The 19307-nt window shown below is 52.4% G+C and carries 14 protein-coding genes; 7 read left to right on the plus strand and 7 right to left on the minus strand.

Features of this window, described 5'->3' with window-relative positions; genetic code table 11:
• Window positions 1–47: 47 nt before the first annotated feature.
• The 3 genes from degS to zapG all read right to left on the minus strand — a co-directional run bounded on the left by degS (window position 48) and on the right by zapG (window position 3130).
• Entirely contained in the window at window positions 48–1115 is a 1068-nt protein-coding gene (degS, locus tag BV494_RS19170) for an outer membrane-stress sensor serine endopeptidase DegS (protein ID WP_104924847.1), read from the minus strand.
• Between the two features lie 87 nt (window positions 1116–1202).
• Window positions 1203–2570, minus strand: coding sequence for a serine endoprotease DegQ (gene degQ, locus BV494_RS19175; protein ID WP_104924270.1), 1368 nt, complete (start codon window positions 2568–2570; stop codon window positions 1203–1205).
• A 158-nt stretch (window positions 2571–2728) separates the two neighbouring features.
• Window positions 2729–3130 carry a Z-ring associated protein ZapG gene (gene zapG / locus BV494_RS19180; protein WP_013577242.1) on the minus strand — a complete coding sequence of 134 codons (402 nt, stop codon included), beginning with the start codon at window positions 3128–3130 and terminating at the stop codon, window positions 2729–2731.
• A gap of 285 nt (window positions 3131–3415) precedes the next feature.
• Between zapG and zapE the strand changes: the two genes are divergently transcribed.
• The 5 genes from zapE (at window position 3416) to sspB (ending at window position 7185) form a co-directional block, all read left to right on the plus strand.
• Window positions 3416–4555 (plus strand): cell division protein ZapE, encoded by a 1140-nt coding sequence (gene zapE / locus BV494_RS19185; RefSeq protein WP_104924848.1) that lies wholly within the window; start codon window positions 3416–3418, stop codon window positions 4553–4555.
• A 318-nt stretch (window positions 4556–4873) separates the two neighbouring features.
• Window positions 4874–5302 carry a 50S ribosomal protein L13 gene (rplM, locus tag BV494_RS19195; protein ID WP_013577239.1) on the plus strand — a complete coding sequence of 143 codons (429 nt, stop codon included), beginning with the start codon at window positions 4874–4876 and terminating at the stop codon, window positions 5300–5302.
• Between the two features lie 16 nt (window positions 5303–5318).
• The gene (rpsI, locus tag BV494_RS19200) at window positions 5319–5711 is read left to right on the plus strand and encodes a 30S ribosomal protein S9 (RefSeq protein WP_056776311.1); all 393 of its coding nucleotides are present in this window, start codon (window positions 5319–5321) and stop codon (window positions 5709–5711) included.
• A gap of 334 nt (window positions 5712–6045) precedes the next feature.
• Complete coding sequence (gene sspA / locus BV494_RS19205; protein WP_104924272.1) at window positions 6046–6687, plus strand: stringent starvation protein SspA; 642 nt, start codon at window positions 6046–6048, stop codon at window positions 6685–6687.
• A gap of 3 nt (window positions 6688–6690) precedes the next feature.
• Window positions 6691–7185 (plus strand): ClpXP protease specificity-enhancing factor, encoded by a 495-nt coding sequence (sspB, locus tag BV494_RS19210; RefSeq protein WP_104924273.1) that lies wholly within the window; start codon window positions 6691–6693, stop codon window positions 7183–7185.
• 138 nt (window positions 7186–7323) lie between these two features.
• Here the strand turns inward: sspB and BV494_RS19215 are convergent, their stop codons facing one another.
• Both BV494_RS19215 and gltB read right to left on the minus strand, forming a co-directional pair.
• Window positions 7324–8742, minus strand: coding sequence for a glutamate synthase small subunit (locus BV494_RS19215; protein ID WP_104924274.1), 1419 nt, complete (start codon window positions 8740–8742; stop codon window positions 7324–7326).
• A gap of 9 nt (window positions 8743–8751) precedes the next feature.
• On the minus strand, window positions 8752–13209 hold the full coding sequence (gene gltB / locus BV494_RS19220) for a glutamate synthase large subunit (RefSeq protein WP_104924275.1): 4458 nt from the start codon (window positions 13207–13209) through the stop codon (window positions 8752–8754).
• An 870-nt stretch (window positions 13210–14079) separates the two neighbouring features.
• Between gltB and arcB the strand changes: the two genes are divergently transcribed.
• Entirely contained in the window at window positions 14080–16419 is a 2340-nt protein-coding gene (arcB, locus tag BV494_RS19225) for an aerobic respiration two-component sensor histidine kinase ArcB (RefSeq protein ID WP_104924276.1), read from the plus strand.
• An 895-nt stretch (window positions 16420–17314) separates the two neighbouring features.
• Complete coding sequence (mtgA, locus tag BV494_RS19235) at window positions 17315–18037, plus strand: monofunctional biosynthetic peptidoglycan transglycosylase (RefSeq protein ID WP_104924278.1); 723 nt, start codon at window positions 17315–17317, stop codon at window positions 18035–18037.
• A gap of 65 nt (window positions 18038–18102) precedes the next feature.
• Here mtgA and dolP read toward each other — a convergent pair whose 3' ends face one another.
• Entirely contained in the window at window positions 18103–18678 is a 576-nt protein-coding gene (dolP, locus tag BV494_RS19240) for a division/outer membrane stress-associated lipid-binding lipoprotein (protein ID WP_104924279.1), read from the minus strand.
• A 9-nt stretch (window positions 18679–18687) separates the two neighbouring features.
• A complete protein-coding gene (diaA, locus tag BV494_RS19245) occupies window positions 18688–19278 on the minus strand; it encodes a DnaA initiator-associating protein DiaA (protein ID WP_104924280.1) in 591 nt (196 codons plus the stop codon).
• Window positions 19279–19307 lie beyond the last annotated feature (29 nt).

Below are 19307 nucleotides of genomic sequence, written 5' to 3' on the forward strand. Positions count from 1 at the left end.
GGGAAACCTCTCCGGCTTTTTCTTTATGTGTTCAGCGGTTGCGGCAATCAGTGTTCAGGATATTCCTGCACGGTGACCTGCAATGTCAGTTTCTGCCCGTTACGCATAATCTCCACCGGAATGACGGTGCCAGGACGGACTTCGGCCACCTGGTCCATCGTTTCGATGGCGGAAATCGCAGGCTTATTATTGACGTTAATAATCACATCGCTGACCTGCATCCCCGCATTTGCCGCCGGGCCGTTGGCCGTCACCTCGTTAACCACAATCCCCTGAATATGATCCAACCCGCTGTTCGGCCCGTGCAGTGGCGAAACTTCACGCCCGCTGATGCCGATATAGCCACGAATGACGCGACCATCGCGGATGAGCTTGCCCATGACTTTAGTTGCCAGTGCAGTCGGGATCGCAAAGCCAATGCCTTCCGGCGTGGCACCGTCGTTGCTCTGGTCAAAGGATAAAGTGTTGATGCCCATCAGTTCGCCCAGTGAGTTGACCAGCGCACCGCCGGAGTTTCCCTGGTTGATTGACGCATCGGTTTGCAGGAAGTTCTGACGGCCGGAAGGGCTGAGGCCGATACGCCCCGTTGCGCTGATAATCCCTTGCGTCACGGTCTGACCGAGGTTGTAAGGGTTGCCGATCGCCATGACCACATCGCCAACGTGCGGCGCTCTTCGCGGGTTAATCGGGATCACCGGCAGATTGCCTGCATTAATTTTCAGGACGGCCAGATCGGTCAGGCTGTCTGAACCCACCAGCAGGGCTTCGAAAACGCGGCCATCCTGCAATGCGACAATAATCTGGTCGGCATTATTCACCACATGTTTGTTGGTGAGGATATAACCGTTGTCATTCATGATCACGCCGGAACCCAGCGTGCGGATCGCCAGTTCGTTTTGCGAACTGTTGCCCATATTACGGTTGTACACATTCACAACCGCCGGGGCTGCATGACGGACACCGCTGTTAAAGCTGACAGGCTGTTCGCTGTCCTGATTGAAATTACGGTTGAAAATCGGTTCTGAGATGTTTTTACGCAACATAGGTACCGCCGCCAGCAAAATGCCAGCAACAATCAGGCCGATAACAGCAGATCTCAATAGCTTAACAAACATGGATATATGGGATGCGAGAGGAAAAGTGACTGAAGGATAGCATGAGTTAATCGGACGCAGCAGCATCTGCGTCCGATTTCCAACGCATTACGGCATGAATAGATAGATATTTTGACCTTTACGCAGAATACTCAGCGCGATCAGGTCGGGTTTGCTTTCGAGAATTTTGCGGAATGCCGTCAGATTCTCCAGAGGCTCGCGGTTTACGCCGATAATCACATCGTCTTTTTCAAGGCCAACCTGATCCGCTGGCGTGCCTTTTTTCACGTCATCGACACGAACGCCTTTGGTGTTTTTATCGGTCGTGTCGCTCAGCGTGACACCTTGAAGCGCCGGATTGAGTTTCTCAATGCTGATTTCTACCGCCGGGCTCTTATCCAGCGTCACGCTGACGGTCATCGGTTTGCCGTCACGCAGTAGACCAACTTGCATTGTCACGCCCGGTCCAGCTGTGCCGACTTTCGCGCGCAATTCGGCGAAACTGCTCAGGGTTTTGCCCTGAAGCGTCACCAGCACGTCACCAGATTTAATGCCCGCTTTCGCCGCAGCAGAATCAGGCAGAACCTCGTTGACGAAGGCACCGCGCTGGCTGTCGAGCTTAAATGCCTGAGCCAGTTCTGGAGTCATTTCACTGCCACGGATCCCCAGCAGGCCGCGTTTCACTTCACCAAATTCAATCAGCTGATGACTAAGATTTTTTGCCATATTAACCGGGATGGCAAAACCGATCCCGACGCTGCCGCCCTGAGAGGAAATAATGGCGGTGTTGATGCCGATCAGTTCGCCTTTCAGGTCAAGCAATGCGCCGCCGGAATTACCCCGGTTAATCGAGGCATCGGTCTGGATAAAGTTTTCCAGTCCTTCAAGATTCAGGCCACTGCGGCCCAGCGCCGAAACGATGCCCGATGTGACGGTCTGGCCGAGGCCAAACGGGTTGCCCACAGCAATCGCAAAATCGCCGACGCGGAGGTTGTCGGAATCCGCCATCGTAATTTGTGTGAGGTTTTTGGCATCAATCAGCTGGATCACGGCAATGTCAGACTGATCGTCTTTACCGATCAGTTTGGCTTTATATTCACGGCCATCGTTGAGCTGAACGGTGATTTTATCGGCGTTATTCACCACATGATTGTTGGTAAGAACGTAACCTTTTGCCGCGTCAATAATGACGCCGGAACCCAGCCCTTCGAAAGGCTGCGGCCCGGCATTCGGCTCAGGATCTTGCTGGCCGAAGAAAAATTTATATTCCGGAGGAACGTCCGCACTCGGGGGCTGAGTGCCGGAAACCTGCACGCCAACCACAGCGGGCAGCACTTTTTCAAGCACCGGTGCCAGGCTGGGCAGGGGCTGTCCCTGAACTTCCGTCGGTAAAGCAGCAGTCGCCATAGGCGCAGAAGCGAAAGTTAATCCAAGGCTAACAGCTAACACACTGAGCAAAAATGACTTTTTCTTCATCACGATAACTCTCTCGCTTTCTATAATGGACGTCAGTTCTGGACAATAGAACGGTGATTCACAGCACGGGAAGGAGCAGGTCAGGAGAACGGCACATGCAGGAAACATGCGCCGTTATAATTACCGGTGCTGTGAACCGCACCGGTTAATGACGTCTGTTATTTACGAACAGGACGTTCGCCGCGCAGCAGACCTGATGCGCCGTCAGAATAATCACGTGGCATCTGAACCGGAACCTGATCGTTATCGGCTTCAGAACCCGTCAGACGGTAGTTGAACGGATTATCCTGCTCAGGCATATCCGGCAGCAGGTTGTTAGAGCTTTTGGCCATATGCTGATAAAGCTGGCGGTAATCAGTCGCCATGTTATCCAGCAACTCGGCGCTGCGGGCAAAGTGGCCCACCAGTTCCTGACGATATTCATCGAGTTCTGCTTTGCTTTTCTCCAGCTCGTTTTTCATGACTTGTTGATCACGTAATTTACGATTCCCAAAGCGCATCGCCACCGCACCAATCGCGATACCGACCACTAATCCAATGAGTGCATACTCCCAGGTCATAATGACTCCTATTTTGACTTCGTTGTCCCGCAGGGCTTTTTCACGTAACTTTTATGACTTAACTTTTTTGGACAATCGTTTTAACGTAATTGTCACACGAATTCGTCATGCATTAGCTCCACTATAACCGTTAACCTTGTCAGAGTGGAATCCTGCCGGGAAAATCACTGCCACCTGTCGTTTTTTTCATACACAGACGGCAGGGAAATGCGGCGAATCTACGGCAAAAAAGCGGCTAAACAACGTGAAAAACGTAAAATTTTTTTCTCAGGGACGTTAACTACGATGCAACCCAAATCACCCCTTACCCTTTATCAGAGTGCAGTTGATGCCGGTGAGTTCCAGCCGGATGCCGTTCAGAAAGAGGCCGTCGCTCAGCTGGATGTTATTTATCAGGCGCTTTCCGCTCTGCCTGCGTCCGCGCCCTCTGTGGCTGCACGCGGTGGTTTGCTGGGCCGCTTGTTCGGTAAAGCGCCGGTAATAACGACCCAACGCCCGGTTCAGGGCCTTTATATGTGGGGCGGCGTCGGGCGCGGTAAAACCTGGCTGATGGATTTGTTTTTCCACAGTTTGCCCGGTGAACGCAAACTGCGCCTGCATTTCCACCGCTTTATGCTGCGTGTGCATGAAGAACTGACGCAACTTCAGGGCCAGGAAGATCCGCTGGAAGTGATTGCGGATAAATTCAAAGCTGAAACCGACGTGCTGTGTTTCGATGAGTTTTTTGTCTCAGATATTACCGATGCGATGCTGCTAGCTACGTTGTTGCAGGCGTTATTCGCGCGCGGCATCACGCTGATTGCGACGTCTAACATTCCGCCTGATCAGCTGTATCGTAACGGGTTGCAGCGTGCGCGTTTCCTGCCCGCCATCGAACTCATTAAGGAATATTGCGATGTGCTGAATGTGGATGCGGGCATTGATTATCGTCTGCGCACATTAACGCAGGCGAATTTGTGGCTGTCTCCGGCAGGCCCTGACGCGACGGTGGCGATGCAAAGTATGCTGGGGAAACTCACCGGCAACCACAGTGGTGATTCCGGTGCCAAACCGGTCATGCTGGAAGTGAATCACCGACCGCTGCAGGCGCTCGCCGCGGTAGACGGCGTTCTGGCGGTCGAATTTCATACCTTATGTGAAGAGGCGCGCAGCCAGCTCGACTATATTGCGCTGTCGAAAATCTACCACAGCGTGTTGTTGCATAACGTTCCGGTGATGGCTGCCGACAGCGAGAATGCGGCGCGGCGTTTTCTTGCGCTGGTGGATGAGTTCTACGAGCGGCATGTAAAACTGGTGATTTCAGCGGCGGTGCCGATGTTTGAGATTTATCAGGGTGAACGGCTGAAGTTTGAATATCAGCGCTGCCTGTCGCGCCTGCAGGAGATGCAAAGCGAGGAATACCTCAAACGCCCGCATCTGCCGTGATTTTATACTGATTATGATTTGTTCGATTCGTGGTATAAAAGCGTCTGCAGATTTTGCAGAGTGAGCCCTTCGGGCGACTTGAGGGAAATCTTCCTTTTTGTCGAAAAAGGGTTCGATCTTTGCCCTGGACTTCTCTATAATCTTGCGACCCCACGTTACTACAAAGTTTTTTTCCCGAAACTTTATAAGTGCCAGCATTGGCTATTCGAAGGGGTAGGTTTGCTGGACGATGGTCGTGTGAACCTCAAATACTTATTTTATAAACAAGTAAGCGTTCGGGTGTTCGCCAACGTGTAACTTTAATTGGGTAAGCTTTTAATGAAAACTTTTACAGCTAAACCGGAAACCGTACAACGTGACTGGTTCGTAGTTGACGCTACCGGCAAGACCTTAGGTCGCCTGGCCACTGAACTGGCCCGCCGTCTGCGTGGCAAACATAAAGCGGAATACACTCCGCACGTTGATACTGGTGATTACATCATCGTTCTGAACGCAGAAAAAGTTGCTGTAACCGGCAACAAGCGTAACGACAAGATTTATTACCATCACACCGGCCACATCGGTGGTATCAAGCAAGCGACCTTTGAAGAGATGATCGCTCGCCGTCCTGAACGCGTGATCGAGCTCGCGGTTAAAGGCATGTTGCCAAAGGGCCCGTTGGGTCGTGCAATGTACCGTAAAATGAAAGTTTACGCGGGTAACGAGCACACTCATGCGGCGCAACAACCGCAAGTTCTTGACATTTAATTCGGGATTATAGGCAATGGCTGAAAATCAATACTACGGCACTGGTCGCCGCAAAAGCTCCGCCGCTCGTGTTTTCATCAAACCGGGTAGTGGTAACATCGTAATTAACCAGCGTAGCCTGGAACAGTACTTTGGTCGTGAAACTGCCCGCATGGTAGTTCGTCAACCACTGGAACTGGTCGACATGGTTACCAAATTTGACCTGTACATCACTGTTAAAGGTGGTGGTATCTCCGGTCAAGCTGGTGCTATCCGTCACGGTATCACCCGTGCACTGATGGAATATGACGAAAATCTGCGTGGCGAACTGCGTAAAGCAGGCTTCGTTACCCGTGATGCTCGTCAGGTTGAACGTAAGAAAGTCGGTCTGCGTAAAGCACGTCGTCGTCCTCAGTTCTCCAAACGTTAATTTTCTGCTGCTTACGCAGCTCAGTGCTTCGGCACGAAAATCAGCGTCAAAAACCCGGTGTTTCACCGGGTTTTTTTATGCCCGCTTTTCAGGTTTTTCAGGTGAAATGATCTCCTGACACACAATTCACCATGAAATCGTCTCTGCGTCCCCCACAGCACGCGTAAAATCTGGTAAACTATCACACACTTTTGTGCCTATTCGCCGAGCAGTTGACGTTGCCGCGCTTCCTGGCTGGGTTCGCCTTGCCGATGGTTGTCTATGAAACTACGGGACAAAAACTGCAGGCTGGCGATAACTCGCTGTAATATTCTAGATAAACTTGGAGGTTTTCATGGCTGTCGCTGCCAACAAACGTTCGGTAATGACGCTGTTTTCCGGCCCGACCGACATTTTTAGCCATCAAGTACGCATCGTACTGGCGGAAAAAGGTGTCAGTGTCGAGATCGAGCAGGTTGAGATGGATCACCTGCCGCAGGATCTTATTGACCTCAACCCTTATCGCACCGTGCCAACGCTGGTCGATCGTGAGCTGACGCTGTTCGAATCCCGCATCATCATGGAATATCTTGATGAGCGTTTCCCGCACCCCCCACTGATGCCGGTTTATCCGGTTGCCCGTGGCGAGAGCCGTCTGATGATGCATCGCATCGAAAACGACTGGTATTCTCTGATGCGTCAAATCGAGCAAGGTTCTGCGACGGAAGCGGATGCTGCGCGTAAACAACTTCGCGAAGAGCTGCTGGCGATTGCGCCAATCTTCTCCTACATGCCTTACTTCAAAAGCGAAGAGTTCAGCCTGGTCGATTGCTACCTGGCTCCGCTGCTGTGGCGTTTGCCTGAACTGGGCATTGAGCTGTCAGGTGCCGGTTCTAAAGAGCTTAAAGGCTATATGACCCGCGTCTTTGAGCGTGATGCATTCCTGGCTTCCCTGACCGAACCCGAGCGCGAAATGCGTTTGCATACCCGAGGTTAAGGTATGGAGATGACCGACATGTCTCCGCGTCGCCCCTATCTGCTGCGGGCTTTTTATGACTGGTTGCTCGACAACCAGTTAACCCCGCATCTGGTGGTTGACGTGACGATGCCTGGCGTGATGGTGCCGATGGAGTTTGCGCGTGACGGACAAATTGTTCTGAACGTTGCGCCGCGTGCTGTCGGCAATCTCGAACTGGGCAACGACGATGTACGCTTCAATGCGCGTTTTGGCGGCGTACCGCGTAACGTATTTGTACCGATTGCCGCCGTTCTGGCAATTTATGCCCGTGAAAACGGTGCCGGTACTATGTTCGAACCTGAACCTGCTTATGAAGCCGAAGGCGCCTTTGATGGCGATCTGAGTGTGGAAGATCAGTCAGAGCCGACCATGTCAGTCATTGATGGCGATTTGCCTGATGTGGCTGAACAAGATCCGGATGATGAGCCGCCGACACCGCCACGCGGTGGTCGCCCGGCACTGCGCGTTGTAAAATAACACCGCGCTTGTTACGTCAGACCGGCAAAAACCCTGCGTTGTTACGCGGGGTTTTTTATTGCCTGAATCCGGAGACGGACATCACCGCGTTCAATAAAAAAGGCCGCTTTCGCGGCCTTCGTGCAGGGCAAAATAAAATTACACTTCGAGGTAATTCATGATGCCTTCTGCGGCCTTGCGGCCTTCGGCAATCGCCGTGACGACCAGATCTGAACCGCGAACCGCATCGCCACCGGCGAAGATTTTCGGGTTGCTGGTCTGGAACGCGTTGTCGCTACCTTCCGGTGCCACAATGCGTCCGGATGAATCCAGTTCAACATCATGCGACGCCAGCCATTCCATTTTGTGAGGGCGGAAACCAAACGCCATCACCACGGCATCGGCTTCCATCACATGCTCGGAACCTGCCACGATTTCTGCACGGCGACGGCCGGCAGCATCTGGCGCACCGAGTTCAGTGCGAGCCATCCGCACACCACACACGCGGCCAGAATCGTTCAGTTCGATGCTCAGCGGTTGCAGGTTGAATTTGAAATCAACGCCTTCTTCGCGGGCATTCTTCACTTCACGGCGTGAGCCAGGCATGTTCTCTTCGTCACGGCGATAGGCACAGGTCACATGCGTTGCGCCCTGACGGATTGAAGTCCGCACGCAGTCCATTGCGGTATCACCCCCGCCGAGAACCACAACGCGTTTCTTATCCATCGTGACGTAAGGCTCTTCCTGGCTGTCGTCGTAGCCCATCAGCTGTTTGGTGTTAGCGATGAGGAACGGCAGGGCATCGTAAACACCCGGCGCATCTTCATTCGGTAAACCACCGCGCATGGACTGATAAGTCCCAACGCCAAGGAAGACAGAATCATATTCTGCCAGCAGGGCTTCCATCGTGATGTCTTTGCCGACTTCCGTATTGAGCTGGAACTCGATACCCATCCCGGTGAAGATTTCACGACGCTTGGTCATGACGGATTTTTCCAGCTTGAAGGCCGGAATACCGAATGTCAGCAATCCGCCGATTTCCGGATGACGATCGTAAACCACCGCTTTAACGCCGTTACGGGTCAGCACGTCAGCACAGGCTAAACCTGCCGGACCTGCGCCGATGATCGCCACACGTTTCCCGGTTGGGTGGACGTGAGACATATCCGGACGCCAGCCCATCTCGATCGCTTTATCGTTAATATAGCGTTCGATGTTACCGATAGTCACCGCACCGAATTCATCATTCAGCGTACAGGAACCTTCGCAAAGCCGGTCCTGCGGACAAACGCGTCCGCAAACTTCCGGCAGGCTGTTGGTCTGGTGTGCGAGATCTGCCGCTTCCATGATGCGGCCTTCGTTCGCCAGCTTTAGCCAGTTCGGAATGTAGTTATGTACCGGACATTTCCATTCGCAGTAAGGGTTACCACAAGACAGGCAGCGGTCTGCCTGCGATGCAGCCTGAGTTGCTGAGAACGGCTCGTAAATTTCCACAAACTCAATTTTACGGATCTTCAGCGCTTTTTTAGGCGGATCAACACGCTGTAAGTCGACAAATTGATAAACGTTTTGACTCATCTTAACCTCTTACTGCGCTTGTACCCGCAGCTCAGCTGCGGAACGACTACGGTGACCCAACAATGCTTTGACATCACTGGACTTCGGTTTTACCAGGGCAAATTTAGGCGCCCATTCCGGCCAGTTCGCCAAAATCTCTTCACCACGGGTCGATGCGGTCAACTGTACGTGTTCGATGATCAAACCGCGCAGATGCTCTTCATGGATAGCCAGATCGGCCACTTCCAGGACTTCAACCAGTTCCGGGTTAACCCGTTTGCGGAATTCGCCATCTTCATCGAGAACGTAAGCGAAACCTCCGGTCATGCCCGCGCCAAAGTTAACGCCGGTACGACCCAGAACACACACGATACCGCCGGTCATGTATTCACAACCGTTATCGCCGATACCTTCAACCACGGTGATAGCACCGGAGTTACGTACCGCGAAACGTTCGCCCGCACGGCCAGCCGCAAACATCTTGCCGCCGGTTGCGCCGTAAAGGCAGGTGTTGCCGATAATGCTGGCTTCGTGGCTGCGGAACGCCGAGCCGATTGGCGGACGAATCGCAATACGTCCACCGGCCATGCCTTTGCCCACATAGTCGTTCGCGTCGCCGGTCAGCATCAAATCTACGCCACCTGCGTTCCAGACGCCGAAGCTCTGGCCTGCGGTGCCGTTGAAGTTAATACGCACCGGATCGGCTGCCATGCCCTGATCGCCATGCTTTTCAGCAATCGCGCCGGACAATGTCGCACCAACTGAACGGTCAGTGTTGCGGATATCGAAGTAGAACGCTTTGCTCTGCTTGGAATCGATGTGTGGCGCAGCCTGTTCAAGAATGTCTTTGTTCAGCTGGCCTTTGTCGAATGCCGGGTTGCTTTCGGTGCAGTACACCGCTTTGCCTTCGTGCGGCGTCGCGGTTGCCAGCATCGCGGACAAATCCAGATTGTTTTGTTTCGCCGTGAAGCCATCCAGTTCAGTTAGCAGATCGGTACGACCGATCAAATCAACCAACTGGCTGACGCCCAGCTCGGCCATGATTTCACGGGTTTCCTGCGTGATGAACTTAAAGTAGTTCACAACGCGTTCCGGCAAGCCGTGATAATGGTTACGGCGCAGTTTTTCGTCCTGAGTTGCCACGCCCGTTGCGCAGTTGTTCAGGTGACAAATACGCAGGTATTTACAACCCAGTGCAACCATCGGGCCGGTACCAAAACCAAAACTTTCAGCGCCCAGGATTGCCGCTTTGATGATGTCCAGACCGGTTTTCAGGCCGCCATCCACTTGTAAACGAATCTTGTGGCGCAGGCCGTTAGCCACCAGCGCCTGTTGTGTTTCCACCAGGCCCAGTTCCCACGGACAACCCGCGTATTTCACCGAAGACAGCGGGCTTGCGCCGGTGCCGCCATCGTAGCCTGCGATAGTGATCAGGTCTGCATACGCTTTTGCCACGCCGACCGCGATGGTGCCCACGCCCGGTTCAGAAACCAGTTTCACCGAAATCATGGCTTTCGGGTTGACCTGTTTCAGGTCGAAGATCAGCTGCGCCAGATCTTCGATGGAATAAATATCGTGATGCGGCGGTGGAGAAATCAGGGTCACGCCCGGCACGGAATAACGCAGTTTAGCGATGTACGGCGTCACTTTGTCACCCGGCAACTGACCGCCTTCGCCTGGTTTTGCACCCTGCGCCACTTTGATCTGAATAACGTCAGCATTCACCAGATAGGCTGGCGTCACACCGAAACGACCCGATGCGACCTGCTTGATGCGGGACACTTTATTGGTGCCGTAACGCGCAGGATCTTCGCCACCTTCGCCGGAGTTAGAACGTCCGCCGATGCTGTTCATTGCTTCGGCCAGTGACTCATGGGCTTCCGGGCTTAACGCACCGATAGACATTGCTGCGGTATCGAAACGGGTAAACAGACCTTCAGCCGGTTCTACCTGATCAACCGGAATCGGCTGGCCTTTCGGCGTGACTTTTAGCAGGTCGCGCAAGGTCGCCACCGGACGTTCGTTCACCAGTTTTGCGTAGACTTTATAATCGTCGTAATCGCCGCTGTTCACTGCGGTTTGCAGTGTGGTGACGACGTCAGGGTTGTATGAGTGATATTCGCCGCCGTGGACAAATTTCAGCAGACCACCCTGATCCAATGTTTTGCGTTTCAGCCAGGCGCGCTTGGACAGGTTCAGCAGATCCTGTTCAAAGTCGCTGTAACCGGCACCGCCGATGCGGCTGACCACGCCGTTAAAGCAGGTGTTGCACAAATCTTTCGCCAGACCGACGGCTTCAAACAGTTTCGAACAACGGTAAGAGGCGACGGTGGAAATGCCCATTTTGGACATGATTTTGTACAGACCTTTGTTGATGCCGTTACGGTAGTTCAGCATCACTTCACGGTATTTTTTCTCGATGACCTGCGAATCCACCAGCTTGGCCAGCGTTTCGTAGGCCAGGTAGGGATAAACCGCAGTCGCACCGAATCCAATCAGCACGGCAAAGTGGTGCGGGTCTCGGGCGCTGGCGGTTTCAACAATGATGTTGGCGTCGCAGCGCAGGCTTTTTTCCACCAGACGCAGCTGCAATGCACCGACAGCCATTGGTGCAGGCAACGGTAAGCGGTTTGGTGCGATGTTGCGGTCAGACAGCACCAGCAGAACCGCGCCGTTACGCACTTTCTGTTCGCCTTCGTCACAGAGTTTCTGGACGAACTGTTCCATATTCTGCTCGGTCGGATCGTAAGTCAGATCCAACGTTTCTGCGCGATAGTGTTTGCTGTCGAGCGTGGTGAGCTGTTTGAAATCAGACCAAAGCAGGATTGGCGATTTGAAGCTCAGACGGTGCGCCTGACCTTCGGCTTCGCAAAATACGTTCATCTCGCGGCCAATGCTGGTCGCCAGCGACATAACATGCGCTTCACGCAGCGGATCGATTGGTGGGTTGGTCACCTGCGCAAACTGCTGACGGAAGTAGTCATACACGATGCGCGGACGGCTGGAGAGCACGGCAAATGGCGTATCGTCGCCCATTGAGCCGACGGCTTCCTGACCGTTTTCACCCAATACGCGGATGATTTGATCTAATTCTTCGCTGCTGTAGCCAAACTGTTTCTGGAACGTTTCCAGCAGGCTGTCATCGAGCTCGCGGCTGCCGACCTGATCTTCAGCCAGATCTTCGAACGGCACCAGACGTTGAACATTTTTCTCCATCCATTGCTTATACGGATGGCGGCCTTTCAGGTCGTTATCGGTTTCTGCCGAGTGGTGAATTTTACCGCTGCGGGTGTCGATCACCATCAGTTCGCCCGGACCGACGCGGCCTTTCTCAACGACTTCATCAGGCTGGTAATCCCAGATCCCAACTTCTGACGCGCAGGTGATCAGCTTGTCTTTGGTGATGACATAGCGCGCCGGACGCAGGCCATTACGGTCGAGGTTACAGGCGGCGTAGCGGCCATCTGACATCACGATACCGGCCGGGCCATCCCACGGCTCCATGTGCATGGAGTTGAAGTCGAAGAACGCACGTAAATCGTCGTCCATATCCGGGTTTTGCTGCCAGGCTGGCGGAACCAGTAAACGCATGGCACGCAGCAAATCCATACCGCCCGCCAGGAACAGTTCCAGCATGTTGTCCAGCGAGCTGGAATCCGAGCCGGTTTCATTCACGAACGGTGAGGCGTCTTGCAGATCGGGGATCAGCGGCGTTTTGAATTTATACGCACGGGCGCGTGCCCACTGGCGGTTACCGGTGATGGTGTTGATTTCGCCGTTGTGCGCCAGATAGCGGAAAGGCTGAGCCAGTTGCCAGCGCGGTACGGTGTTGGTCGAGAAACGCTGGTGGAACAGACAGATTGCTGATTCCAGGCGCAGGTCGGCCAGATCTAAATAGAAGCGTGGCAGATCCGCAGGCATACACAAGCCTTTGTAGATCGTCACTACGTTGGAGAAACTGCAGACGTAGAAGTCTTTGTCCTGAATGCGTTTCTCAATACGGCGGCGCGCCATATAGAGGCGGCGCTCCATGTCACGCGGACGCCAGCCGGCGGGCGCGTTGACAAAAATTTGTTCGATGCGGGGCAGGGAGGAAAGCGCGATTTCACCGAGGACGTCCGGGTTAGTCGGGACGTCACGCCAGCCCACCACGGACAGCGTCTCGTTTTGCAACTCTTCTTCAACAATGCGGCGGCTCGCCTCAGCTTCTTTTTCATCTTTGCTGAGGAAAAGCATGCCGACGGCATAGTTCTTTGCCAGGCGCCAGCCACGCTCTTCGGCAATCATGCGGAAGAAGCGGTCAGGTTTTTGTAAATGCAGGCCGCACCCGTCGCCGGTCTTGCCGTCAGCAAGGATCGCGCCACGGTGTTGCATACGGGCTAATGCGTGGATCGCAGTACGCACGACCTTATGGCTAGGTTCGCCTTCTATATGGGCGATCAGGCCGAAACCACAGTTGTCCCTCTCGTGGGATTTATCGTACAACATAACGTGAACCTCCCCAGGCTCTGCGAGACTCTCACACCAATCGCGAGCGGACTTATTCACAGAGCGGACCCGCAATTTCGCGCACTCTTGCGGTGCGTTAATTGCCCGGGCATCTCCGTCAAAGGCCTCTCGTGATGGTTCTCACAAGTGGTGGTTGACTTGTTTTAATGAGGGAGTCTTCAATTACTGCATAAATATGACGAGTTGCTCACCCGTCGAGATTGCTTCCAGCGGACTCCCAACTTAGCGAGAAAGCACAAGCAGGTCAAATGGCGAATTAACTTATATTAAAAGTGATATAAAGGTGTTTAATCATTTGAAATATAAATGATTTATGGTGTTTTTAATGGCGTAATGTCGGTGGGGTAAAGGGTGTAAAGTGTGAGCTGACTCACTATGGGAAAAGCTTCATATCTCCGAACCGTGCTGGCAGGCCCGTAATTCCCAGTATTTTATACTGGAAAATACTGCGGGCATGCGGTTTGTCACTGTTTTTAACGTGACAGTAATAATGTACTGATCGGCTCTTCGTAATAAGAATTATTTATACTGGCGTGAATGATTTTATTTGCAGTAATAATGAATAGTTATGCCTGCGCGAAGTGCGCCGACTGAGGATGGATTCGGAGAGTATAAGGAAAAGATGTTTGCTGTACGGCAGTTGGCAAAGACGGTGACGAAATTAAGCCGGCCGATATTAATAATATCACGGCGTAAAATAGTCAATAACTCTGCCCTTATTTCCTGCATTGCACCACAGCAAGCCCCCGCAAGGTGCATCTCACAAACTTTACGCGCAATCTCGCCCCCAGACGCACCACGGCGAGGTTTTGCGGTATGATTCAGGCACTTCGTTTTAAGGGAACCGTTATGAAGCAAATCCGGGTTTTAGCGCAGTATTATGTCGATCTGATGGTCAAGCTGGGGCTGGTGAGATTCTCACTGCTCCTGGCGTCTGCGCTGGTGGTGCTGGCGATGATTGTCCAGATGGCGGTGACCATGCTCCTGCGCGGGCAGGTTGAAAGTATCGACGTGGTTCGCTCCATCTTCTTTGGTTTGCTGATTACGCCTTGGGCGGTGTATTTCCTGTCGGTAGTCGTTGAGCAGCTTGAGGAATCGCGCCAGCGTTTAACGCGTCTGGTGGATAAGCTCGAAGAAATGCGCCACCGCGATCTCGAACTGAACCAGCAGCTCAAGGACAACATCACGCAGCTGAATCAGGAAATCGCTGACCGTGTGAAAGCCGAAGAGGCGCGTCTGGCCGTGGTGGACAAGCTGAAGCTTGAAATGCATCACCGCGAACAGGCACAAATCGAACTGAGCCAGCAATCGGCGCTGTTACGTTCCTTCCTGGATGCGTCCCCGGATCTGGTTTATTACCGCAACGAAGATAAAGAATTCTCGGGCTGTAACCGCGCCATGGAATTGCTGACCGGCAAAAGTGAAAAACAGCTGATCGGCCTGACGCCTGATGATGTGTATACCCCGGACATCGCCGAAAAAGTGGTGGAAACCGACGAGAAAGTTTTCCGCCACAATGTTTCCCTGACTTACGAACAATGGCTGGTGTATCCGGACGGACGTAAAGCCTGTTTCGAACTGCGCAAAGTGCCTTTCTACGATCGCATTGGTAAACGACATGGCCTGATGGGCTTTGGACGCGATATCACCGAGCGTAAGCGTTATCAGGACGCGTTAGAGAACGCCAGCAGGGAAAAGACCACTTTTATCTCTACAATCAGCCATGAGCTGCGTACGCCGCTTAACGGTATCGTCGGGCTGAGCCGCATTCTTCTCGATACCGAACTCGACAAAGAACAGCACAGCTATCTGAAAACGATTCACGTCAGCGCGATCACGCTCGGGAATATCTTCAACGACATTATTGAAATGGACAAAATCGAGCGCCGTAAAGTGCAGCTCGACAACCAGCCGGTAGATTTCACCGAATTTCTCTCCGATCTCGAAAATCTTTCCGGCCTTCTGGTACAGCCGAAGGGCCTGAAATTCATTATGGAACCGGATTTGCCGTTGCCGCGCAGTATCACGACGGACGGCACGCGCTTACGCCAGATCCTCTGGAACCTGATCGGCAATGCCGTCAAATTCACCCGCGAAGGTGAAATTGTGCTGAGCGTTCATTACGAAGCGAATGACATGCTGCGTTTTGTCGTCCGCGATTCCGGCATGGGTATTCCGCAGGATGAGCAGGACAAGATCTTCGCCATGTATTATCAGGTGAAAGACCAGAACGGCGGCAAACCGGCGACGGGAACCGGCATCGGGCTGGCGGTTTCAAAACGTCTGGCGCAAACCATGGGCGGCGATATCACCGTCAGCAGCGAACCGGGCAAGGGTTCCTGCTTCACGCTGACCGTCCGCGCGCCAACGCTGGATGCGCCGGTCGCCGAAGTGGATGAAGAAGAGGATATGCCGCTGCCTGCGCTGCACGTGCTGCTGGTCGAAGATATTGAGCTGAACGTGATTGTGGCGCGTTCGGTGCTGGAGAAACTCGGAAACAGCGTGGAAGTGGCGATGAACGGTCACGACGCGCTGGAGATGTTCGATCCGGACGAATTTGACCTTGTCCTGCTGGACATCCAGTTGCCGGACATGACCGGGCTGGATATCGCCCGCAAACTGCGTAATGACTACGCAGGCAAGCATCTGCCGCCGCTGATTGCGCTGACCGCCAACGTTCTGAAAGATAAAAAAGAGTATCTCGACGCCGGAATGGACGATGTGCTGAGCAAGCCGCTGTCCGTCACGGCGCTCACCGCCATGATCCAGCAGTTCTGGGATCACCAGCCTGAAATTTCCGTAACAGAAAAGGAACCTGTCGTAATGAAAAACAGTGAATCGTTGCTTGATACCGCCATGCTTGAACAGTACATCGATCTGGTCGGGCCGAAACTGATTTATCAGAGTGCTGATATGTTTGAAAAAATGATGCCGGGCTATCTCGCGGTGCTGGATTCCAACATGACCGCGCGCGATCAGAAAGGGATTGCGGAAGAAGGCCACAAAATCAAAGGCGCGGCCGGTTCAGTGGGGTTAAAACATCTGCAACAGCTGGCGCAGCAGATCCAGACACCTACGCTGCCTGCATGGTGGGATAACGTTCAGGAATGGATTGATGAGCTGAAAGCTGAATGGCGCCATGACATTCAGGTATTACGTGAATGGACAGCAAACGCTGAAAAAAAATAACCCCAGCCGAAGCCGGGGTGCGCGAATACTGCGCCAACACCAGGGAAAGAGGTAACCCGCGATAGTTATAAGGGTTCGGTTTTCGCAGGTCTTGGAATTCAGTCTTAAAGTCTAATACATCCTGTAGCATTCAACATAACAAATATAAGCAGAGCTGTTACAACATTCATTAAAATCTGTGATGTAGATTAGTCTTTGTCTATACAAAACATCAAGTCTTTATCGCAGGATTTTTGACAGAATACAAATGAAGCCTGTTGATGTTGTCTCGGCGTCATGCAATTTTGCTTATGGAAGTGAACAATTAAACGCGGGTTTGATGCTTTTTTCGCCGGTATTTCAACCCGTAAATTAGCATCTAAATGCGGCGTGGTAATTACAAGCTGTTGTTATTAATGAATTATATGCCCATTCCGTGTAAAACCGTATTTTGATAGTGGCGTATTTTTGAGAATTGTTTCGAGTGAAAAAATTTCACTTAGTGTGATCAGGTTTTTACGCGATTAAGTTGCCGGTCTGCGGCCAATTTTTTGTCATTTTCTTCTCTGAGATTTGACTTAGAGAATACGGTCAAACAGGCGTGATTGGACAAAAATCGTTCAGTTTGATTATTTTCATTAATAAGATTTGCTAATCTTTTTTTCTTAATTCTATTCACATTTTTTTTACATGTTGTCTTTAAATACCCGAGAAAATCAAACTGGAAAATGATGTGCTGTGTGACGGAACTCATTGATGCCAGTGATCAAAATCGATTTTTTGAATGAAATTTTTAGAGAAAAGTTACGCTTTATCACAAAATTGTTAGCAGGATTGTGGAGCATTTCGCTAGCCTGAGTATTCGGGCGTCCGTTGGGATTGATTAGATGGTCAGATGTGTTGTGGAAACTGCAGAATGAAGAAATTTGCTGGAAAAGGTATTTGGGGAAAACCGCTATTGTGGCTTAAACGTGCCGTAATACTGTTGTTTAGCTTATGGGTTACGGGCATCGTGCTTTTGGCTTTTTTGCCCGTTCCTTTCTCTGCCGTGATGGTCGAACGTCAGGTTTCCGCCTGGCTCACCGGTGACTTTGGGTATGTTGCGCACTCAGACTGGGTGCCTATGAGTGAAATCTCCGCGCCAATGGCACTGGCGGTGATGGCGGCAGAAGATCAGAAATTCCCAGAGCATTGGGGTTTTGACGTGGATGCTATTCAGTCGGTTCTGGATAAAGACGGCGGCAAAATGCGCGGTGCATCAACGCTTTCCCAGCAGACGGCGAAAAACCTCTTTTTGTGGGATGGCCGCAGTTGGGTGAGAAAAGGGCTTGAAGCGGGGCTGACCGTGGGGATTGAAACGGTATGGACAAAACGCCGTATCCTGACGGTTTACCTGAATATTGTTGAGTTTGGCGACGGCGTGTTTGGCGTCGAGCAAGCCTCACAGCATTTCTTCCATAAACCTGCCAGCCGCCTGACGGCTTCACAGGCCGCATTGCTGGCCGCCGTGTTACCGAATCCGCACCTGTTTAAGGTCAATACGCCATCGGCCTACGTGCTGCGTCGTCAGCAGTGGATCCTGAGGCAAATGAGTCAGCTCGGGGGGGAATCTTTCCTGCAGGAACATAAGCTGCATTAACTCATGCGGTCTCAGGGCGTAAAAAAGGACAGCCTGAGCTGTCCTTTTTGCTTTAACTGTTTGAATTATTTAACGTAAGTAAACGCTGTCGTCACGTGTTTCACTCCACTGACACCGGCTGCAATCCCCGCGGCTGATTTCCCTTCTTCCTGCGTAACCAGGCCGAGCAGGAACACTTCACCGTTCTCAGTCGTCACTTTAACATTAGAAGATTTAACGGAGTCACTGGTCAGCAACTGCGAACGAACTTTCGTTGTGATCCACGTATCAACAGAGGCGGTGCCCATGCTGACCGGTTTGCCGGTGCGGATCTCGTTATACACTTCCGTTGCGCCTTCGACGCCCATCGCAATTTGTTTAGCACGGGAGGCCATATCAGCGGACGGTGCCTGACCGGTTAACAGGACTTTGCCCTGATACGCGGTGGCGACAATACGCGCTTCATCTTTCAGTTGTTTATCTTTGTTTATCGCGTTGGAAACACGCGCTTCCAGCGTGCTGTCATCAACCTGAGTGCCCACGGTGCGAGGGTCAGTGGTGGTTTTGGTTGCAACACCGGCTGCACCAACAACGGCAGCTGCAACACAGCCTTGCAACAGAAGGGCGCTTAACAATACAGCAAAAAGAGGGCTCGCCTTCATTGGATCTCCTTAATCGTCCTGGTGTGGGAACAGCGTATTATCTATCAGGTCACAGAGGCAGTTTACTGTGAGCATATGCATTTCCTGAATGCGGGCGCTGCGATGGGAGGGAATACGGATCTCGACATCGTGAGGCCCCAGTAAACCCGCCAGTTCGCCGCCGTCATAACCCGTTAATGCGACAATTGTCATATCACGGGTGACCGCTGCTTCAACGGCTTTGACAATATCACGGCTGTTGCCGCGGGTAGAAATCGCCAGCAAAACATCGCCGGCCTGACCTAAAGCGCGTACCTGCTTGGCATAGATTTCATCGTGCAGACGGTCATTGGCAATCGCCGTCAGCACAATATTGTCTGCACATAGTGAGATTGCAGGAAGGCTCGGACGTTCAGTTTCAAAACGATTAATCAGACTAGCGGAAAAATGCTGGGCGTTTGCCGCAGAGGTGCCGTTACCGCAGCACAGGATTTTGTTGCCGTTGAGCAGCGATTGCACCAGCGTCATTGCGGCACGGGAAATCGCGTCAGGCAAGGCTTCAGCTGCTGCAATCTGGGTTTGGATACTTTCGGTAAAGCAGACTTTGATTCTATCCAGCACGGGTTTTCGTCCAGTCAGTCGTCGTAATA

Source organism: Rahnella sikkimica (assembly GCF_002951615.1).
GTDB lineage: Bacteria > Pseudomonadota > Gammaproteobacteria > Enterobacterales > Enterobacteriaceae > Rahnella > Rahnella sikkimica.

Coding starts and splice junctions, on each gene's coding strand:
- zapG (WP_013577242.1), bottom strand. CDS start 3,130: ATGACCTGGGAGTATGCACTCATTGGATTAGTGGTCGGTATCGCGATT.
- dolP (WP_104924279.1), bottom strand. CDS start 18,678: ATGAAGGCGAGCCCTCTTTTTGCTGTATTGTTAAGCGCCCTTCTGTTG.
- sspA (WP_104924272.1), top strand. CDS start 6,046: ATGGCTGTCGCTGCCAACAAACGTTCGGTAATGACGCTGTTTTCCGGC.
- zapE (WP_104924848.1), top strand. CDS start 3,416: ATGCAACCCAAATCACCCCTTACCCTTTATCAGAGTGCAGTTGATGCC.
- sspB (WP_104924273.1), top strand. CDS start 6,691: ATGGAGATGACCGACATGTCTCCGCGTCGCCCCTATCTGCTGCGGGCT.
- rpsI (WP_056776311.1), top strand. CDS start 5,319: ATGGCTGAAAATCAATACTACGGCACTGGTCGCCGCAAAAGCTCCGCC.
- degS (WP_104924847.1), bottom strand. CDS start 1,115: ATGTTTGTTAAGCTATTGAGATCTGCTGTTATCGGCCTGATTGTTGCT.
- degQ (WP_104924270.1), bottom strand. CDS start 2,570: ATGAAGAAAAAGTCATTTTTGCTCAGTGTGTTAGCTGTTAGCCTTGGA.
- BV494_RS19215 (WP_104924274.1), bottom strand. CDS start 8,742: ATGAGTCAAAACGTTTATCAATTTGTCGACTTACAGCGTGTTGATCCG.
- gltB (WP_104924275.1), bottom strand. CDS start 13,209: ATGTTGTACGATAAATCCCACGAGAGGGACAACTGTGGTTTCGGCCTG.
- rplM (WP_013577239.1), top strand. CDS start 4,874: ATGAAAACTTTTACAGCTAAACCGGAAACCGTACAACGTGACTGGTTC.
- mtgA (WP_104924278.1), top strand. CDS start 17,315: ATGAAGAAATTTGCTGGAAAAGGTATTTGGGGAAAACCGCTATTGTGG.
- arcB (WP_104924276.1), top strand. CDS start 14,080: ATGAAGCAAATCCGGGTTTTAGCGCAGTATTATGTCGATCTGATGGTC.